The sequence below is a fragment of the uncultured Brachyspira sp. genome (assembly GCF_944390595.1).
GTDB lineage: Bacteria > Spirochaetota > Brachyspiria > Brachyspirales > Brachyspiraceae > Brachyspira.
Map to the genome: position 1 here is coordinate 39317 of NZ_CALXRN010000142.1, position 6145 is coordinate 45461.

4 protein-coding genes are annotated in these 6145 nt (G+C 29.6%); 3 read left to right on the plus strand and 1 reads right to left on the minus strand.

Annotation, left to right across the window (positions count from 1 at the left end; all coding sequences use genetic code 11):
* Positions 1–88: 88 nt before the first annotated feature.
* Positions 89–2578, plus strand: coding sequence for a ferrous iron transport protein B (gene feoB, locus Q0J90_RS08610; RefSeq protein WP_297277512.1), 2490 nt, complete (start codon positions 89–91; stop codon positions 2576–2578).
* Between the two features lie 331 nt (positions 2579–2909).
* Here feoB and Q0J90_RS08615 read toward each other — a convergent pair whose 3' ends face one another.
* Positions 2910–3659 carry an SDR family oxidoreductase gene (locus Q0J90_RS08615; protein WP_297277513.1) on the minus strand — a complete coding sequence of 250 codons (750 nt, stop codon included), beginning with the start codon at positions 3657–3659 and terminating at the stop codon, positions 2910–2912.
* A gap of 124 nt (positions 3660–3783) precedes the next feature.
* Between Q0J90_RS08615 and Q0J90_RS08620 the strand changes: the two genes are divergently transcribed.
* Together Q0J90_RS08620 and Q0J90_RS08625 are read left to right on the plus strand one after the other, a co-directional pair.
* A complete protein-coding gene (locus Q0J90_RS08620) occupies positions 3784–4938 on the plus strand; it encodes an ankyrin repeat domain-containing protein (protein WP_297277514.1) in 1155 nt (384 codons plus the stop codon).
* Positions 4939–5708: 770 nt separating this feature from the next.
* The coding region (locus Q0J90_RS08625) for an ankyrin repeat domain-containing protein (protein ID WP_297277515.1) at positions 5709–6145 on the plus strand (437 nt) is incomplete at its 3' end.

Below are 6145 nucleotides of genomic sequence, written 5' to 3' on the forward strand. Positions count from 1 at the left end.
TTCTATTGACAATTTTATTTTAAATGTTAGAATATACAAACACTTTATAAATATATTATAATTTTCCAAATACTTAAGGAGAAAATTTATGAAATTAACCGACTTGAATATAGAGGAAGGTTTCGTAGTAGATAAAGTCGCTACTGACGGTGAAATTAGACAGAGAATTATAGAAATGGGATTTACTCCAGGTGCTAAAGGATGGATTGTAAGAAAAGCTCCTCTTGGAGATCCGATACAAGTTCATATAATGGATTATGAAATTTCTTTAAGAAAGTCTGAAGCTAATGGCATAGAAGTTGCAAAATCAGATGTTGAAATAAAAAAAGAAAGAGTATTAAAACATAATGATCATAAAGAAATAAAAGAGGATGAAAATTCTCTTGTAGAAAATAAAAATGATATAGCCAAAAAGATAAAGGTTCCTTCTAATAATACTAAATTAAAAGTAGCAATAGCAGGTAATCCTAACTCAGGAAAAACGACAATATTCAATGCTTTAACTGGTGCTAATTATAAAGTTGCTAACTATCCTGGAGTAACAGTAGAAAAAAGACAAGCTAATATGCTGTACAATGGATACACCTATGACTTAATAGATTTACCGGGTGTTTATAGTTTAAGTGCATATTCTCAGGATGAGGTTGTAGCATGCGATGTTCTTCTTAATGAAAAGCCTGATTTTATAATAAATGTTATAGACTCTACAAATTTAGAAAGAAATCTTTATCTTACATTACAGCTCGTAGAATTAGGAATTCCTATAGTATGCGTTCTTAATATGTATGAACATGCTGAAAAAAACGGAGTTAGAATTGATGAGAAAAATTTAACAGAGCTTTTCAAATTTCCTGTAATGAAAGTACATGGAAATAAATATGAAAGCGTTGTAATGATTTTAGAAAAAATAGAAGATATGTATAAATCCGGAAATAAATTAAATCAGGATTCTGCTATAAGGTACGGAGAAGAGGTAGAAAAATCTATAAAAACTATTACAGACAAAATGCAGGGAGATATAAGCGAACTTCATAAGAGATGGCTTGCTATTAAAACTTTAGAAAAAGATGAAAGAGCAATACATTCTATTAGAAGAGAATGCAATAACGGCGGAGATGTAATAGAAACTTTAAATAAGGAAATAATAAAATTAGAAAATTCAATGAATGCCAAAACAGATTCCATAATGGCTGATAAAAGATATTCATATATAAGAGGAGCATTACAGGAGGCTGTTCAAAAGGATAATATACAGGCATTCAATTTTACTGAAGCTGCCGATGTAATATTCTTAAATAAATGGCTTGGACTTCCAATATTTTTGGTTGTGCTATGGCTTATATTTAAGATAACATTTACAGTAGGAGCATATCCTCAAGGATGGCTTGAAACAGGCATAGGGGCATTATCTGGTTTTGTAGGCAGTTTACTTCCTGAAGGCAGTTTGATACAGTCTGTTATTGTTGATGGTGTTATAGGAGGAGTTGGTGCTGTATTATCATTCTTACCGCTTGTATTAATATTGTTTACAGGAATTTCATTCTTAGAAGACTGCGGATATATGGCAAGAGCTGCTTTCTTAATGGACAAAATAATGCATAAATTAGGTTTGCATGGTCAGTCATTCATACCTCTTTTCTTAGGTTTCGGATGTACAATTCCTGCAGTTATGGCTGCAAGAACATTAAGAAGCAAGAAAGACAGAGTTGTTACAGTTTTAATAACTACATTTATGAGCTGCGGTGCCAGACTTCCTGTTTATATATTGTTTATAGGTGCTTTTTTTGCTCCAAAAATGGCTGCTTCTGTAATGTTTAGCATATACATGATTGGTGTTTTAATGGCATTTTTAATAGCATTCATATTTAGAAAAGCATTCTTCAAAGGAGAGGAAACTCCTTTTGTAATGGAGCTGCCTCCTTACAGAATACCTAGGGCAAAAACAGTATTAAGACACATGTTTGACAGAGGCTGGATGTACATTAAAAAAGCCGGTACTTATGTATTTGCTGCTTCTGTTATAATTTGGGCATTAATGACATTCCCTCAGTATACACCTACTGAAGAAGATAATACAAGACTTATGCAGGAAGCTAAATCATTGGCTGTTAGTCAGGGATTAGATGCTAATAATGAAGAAGTTATAACTGCTGAATATGACAGATTAGTTGCTTCTGAAGGTTTGAGAAATAGTTATGCTGGTAAAATAGGTGCATTTATAGAACCTGTATTAAAGCCTTTAGGTTTTGATTGGAGAATAGGTATTGGACTTGTTGCAGGAGGTGCTGCTAAAGAAGTATTTGTTTCTACTATAGCACAGATTAAATCTATAGAAGATGGTGATGAAGCTGTACTAACAGAATCATTACAAAATGATCCTGTATTTAATCCTGTAGTAGCTTATACATTGCTATTATTTGTACTTCTATACTTCCCATGTTTTGCCGCTGTGGGAGTTATAGGTTCTGAGATTGGTAAGCAATGGATACCTTTCTTAATGATATATACATTGGCTGTTGCTTGGATAGTTAGTTTCGTATTCTATCAAGTGGCAGGAAGAATAGCAGGCATAATATAAATTTGCATCCATAAGATAGTTTTTTAATATAGTGTTTCACTCAAGGCTTTATTTCAATATAAAGTCTTGGGTGTTTTTATATACTATATCCCTAATCCGCACGCTTAATGCATTAATAATATACACAAAGTCAATAACATAATTTAAATTAATTATCAAAATAAACTAAACGTGCGTTAAATAGATTTTTTATTTAATAAACACTTGGGCGGGTATGCTTTTTCTTTATAAGCAGTAAATATAAATAAAATGCTTATTTAAAAAATAAAATTTCTAATTTTAAAGGGCGGGGTATGTAATTTAATAATGGGCATATCAATAATAAAAAATTTTAAATATTTAATTTCCAACCTTCATCATTATGATATATCATTAATTTAGTCATGCCTCCATCAACAATAATGTTTTCTCCATTTATAAAATCATTATTGCAAAGAAACCAAGCTGTACTTGCTATATCATAAGTATTCCCTACTTTAGCACTTGGATGCTGAAGTACATCTTCATTGCTAAACTCTTCATTATCAAAAGTATTTATCCATCCGGGACTAATTGAATTCACACGCACTTTATGAGATAAACTTATAGCCATAGCATGAGTTAAAGCTATTATACCTCCTTTAGCAGCACTGTAGCTTTCGCTGTCTTTTTGCGACATAAAAGCTCTTGTTGAAGCAATATTTATAATACATGCATTATCATTAAAATAATTCATTAGATTCTTTGTAATCTCATAAGGAGCAGCAACTCCTATTTTAAAAATTTCCAAAAAATCATCATAACTGCAATTACTTAAAAGCCCTTTGTTGGAATAGCATGCATTATTTATTAAATAGTCAACTTTTCCATATTTTTCTATTATTTTATCTGTAAATAATTTTATAGATCTTTCATTATCAATAGTATCATTTATGAATATGCATTCTCTATTCATTGACTTTATTTTCTCAAATACTTTTAAACCATTTTCATTATCTTTGTCTATAAATGCTATATCGCAATTATTTTTAGCAAATAAAAATGCTATTTCTTTACCTATGCCGTTTGAAGCACCTGTTATAACGCAAACTTTATTTTTCATAATATATAACTCCAATTAGAATATTATACAGAAATGAAAATAAAAATCTAGTTACTATAAATTGACAAAATAAAAATTTTTTTATATACTCAAATAATTATTTAATATTAGTTTGGAGCATATTATGAGAAAATTTATTATCGCAGCTTTAATATTAATTAGTGTAATAAGCTGTAATTCTAAAAAAACTGATAATGCAGAAGTAACTGCAAATACTAATGCCGTTAATACAAATAATGCAAAAAACAATACTAAATTAACTTCTGTAATTAATACCAATACACTAGAAATTAATACTAAAGAGTATGAAGGATATGCCACTAATATTTATTATAATGCTTCATCAGCTGAAGAATATGCACAAGCTATTGCAGATTTTAATCTTATAAAAGATAAAGCCTCTTTAGATGAATGGCAGTCTAAATATACAGATGAAACACCTATAATGTTTGCTATTAATTATTATCCTACAGAAGAAAAAGCTATTGAAATTATTAATTATGGTGCTGATGTTAATGAAAGAACAGCAGATTTTGTAAAAATGACTCCTTTAATGTCTGCATCTAGGAGTGGATATTTAAAACTTTTAAAAGAGCTTATAAAAAATAATGCTGATGTTAATGCTAAAGATTATGACGGACTTGATGCTTTATTACATGCTATTGACTGTGCCACTGATGATAATGAAGTTAGTATTTTAATATTTAAAGAATTAATTAATGCTGGTGCTGAAGTTAATAATATTTATATAGGAGATGAAGGAGAAGACTTTTCTATATTAGATATTTTGATGAATTCAAATAATATTATGGACAGTAAACTTAATTTTGAGATATTTAAATTGCTTACGGAAAATGGAGCTGATATAAAAAGAGTCAATGAAAACGGAACACCAGTAATTGCAAATGTTATTAGAAAAACGTATCGTATTGATATTGTAAAATATTTAGTTTCAAAGGGTATTGATCCTAAAATGAAATATACTGAAAATGGCATTTCATATTCTTTATTATCTGATACTGTTTATGATGAAAGTACAGAAATAGCTAAATATTTGATAGAACAAGGGGCAGATGTTAATGTACCAGCATATTCTAAAGAAAGAAGTTTAATGATTGAAGCTATAGACAATGATATATCAGTAGAAAATACAGAATTAGTAAAACTTCTTATAGAAAACGGGGCTGATACTTCTGCAGTTAATGAAGAAGGTAAAACCGTATTTGATATAGCTAGAGAAAAAGGCTATGATGATATATTAGCTTTAGAAAATAAATAAAAAAGTTAGAAAAATCCTACTCGATAATTCGCCTAAGGCGGATAAAGTCATTATCGAGGGGCTTATAGGCTTTTTCGAGCATAACAACAATAAATGGCAGATTTAATTGTCAGATGTTTTTTTATTAACAGCAATAATAAACTTGTTTCAAAAGTACTTGACATGTAATGAAAATTTTTAAGTTTATCAAAAACACCATTTAAAATTTAGGTTATTTGTGGTGGCTAGCCCCCACACCCCACTTCTTTTGTTGCCACAGGCGAAGCCCGCCTACGGCAAGAAGCAAAAAGGCTACATTTTGGCTTTAATTTAATAAACTATATTACATATAAGAAAATTTTAGTATGATTTAGTACTAATTTTTTACACTTGCACTTTTGCCGCAGGCGTACTTCGTATGGTTCTTGACAAAGTCCGCCTGTGGCGTGCGGCGGGAAAAAGAACCAAAAAATTGACAAACTTAAAAATTTTTAGTATATAAATAAAAAGGCACCTCTATAATTCCAAATTCATTATCGAGGGGCTTATAGGCTTTTTCGAGCATAACAACAATAAATAAAAAATTGAGCAGCTGATAACTTTAGTTGTCAGCTATATTAAAAATAAAAAATCGAGCGTCTATCAGATAAAAGCTGATAGAGATTTTAAAGCGAGATTTTTTATATATAATAATAAGTTTATCGCTAGCAGCAATAAGAAATTAATGTTTTCTTTACTTTTATATTTACTTATGATATTATAGTAAACAATAATGATTAAGGGGTAATTAAATGAAAAAAATAATTATAACAGCTTTAATATTAATCAATATAATAAGCTGTAATTCTAAAAAAACTGATAATACAGAAGCAACTGCAGATACTAATGCAGTTAATACCAATAATACAGAAATAGTTTCTAATGATGAAGAAATTAATACTGATACTGCAGAAATTAGTGAAGTACCAGAATGGGATTTGGAGGCTTTTAATGATCTTAAAAATGTAAAAGATGCACAATCTTTAAAAAGCTTTGAAGAGAAACATGGAGAAAGAAGTTTAATAATGGCATTACAATACGGTGATAAAAAAATGGTTACGGAATTACTTTCTTACGGTGTTAATGTTGATCAGACTTATGTTGATAATGATAGTCCATTAAAAACAGCTTCTGCAAAGGGATATTTAGAACTTGTAAAAGAGTTTATAAAAAGAGGGGCAGATGTTAA